General features: G+C 44.3%; 2 pseudogenes. Both read left to right on the top strand.

Features of this window, described 5'->3' with window-relative positions:
• Positions 1–172, top strand: a pseudogene (locus AAEY72_RS14255) (MarR family winged helix-turn-helix transcriptional regulator); the annotation flags it as partial.
• A gap of 12 nt (positions 173–184) precedes the next feature.
• Positions 185–386 (top strand): annotated as a pseudogene (locus AAEY72_RS14250) (hypothetical protein); the annotation flags it as partial.

Raw genomic sequence — 386 nt, 5'->3', positions numbered from 1 at the left:
AACTTCAGGCTTAACTGGGCCACAACTGCTTATAATGCAAGAGGTTTCCCATACAGATGGGATAACAGCAAGCCGTATAGCTCAAAATGTAAATTTAAGCCCGGCAACCGTTACTAATATTCTTGATAGGATAGAAGGTAGAGACTTAGTAACTCGGGTACGTAGCCAAATGGATAAGCGTCGAGTGAGTTTATACCTCACCGATAAAGGAAAGGAGTTACTTGATAAAGCACCGCAACCACTACAAGAGCATTTTATTGCTAAGTTTTCGGCACTTGCAGAGTGGGAGCAGAGCCTATTACTGTCGTCAATGCAGCGCATTGCCGCAATGATGGATGCAGATAAACTTGATGCATCGCCTCTGTTAGAAGTGGGTGCGCTTACTC

Source organism: Psychrobacter sp. W2-37-MNA-CIBAN-0211, assembly GCF_040309405.1.
GTDB lineage: Bacteria > Pseudomonadota > Gammaproteobacteria > Pseudomonadales > Moraxellaceae > Psychrobacter > Psychrobacter glaciei.
This window is presented reverse-complemented; position numbering and strand designations above follow the sequence as displayed.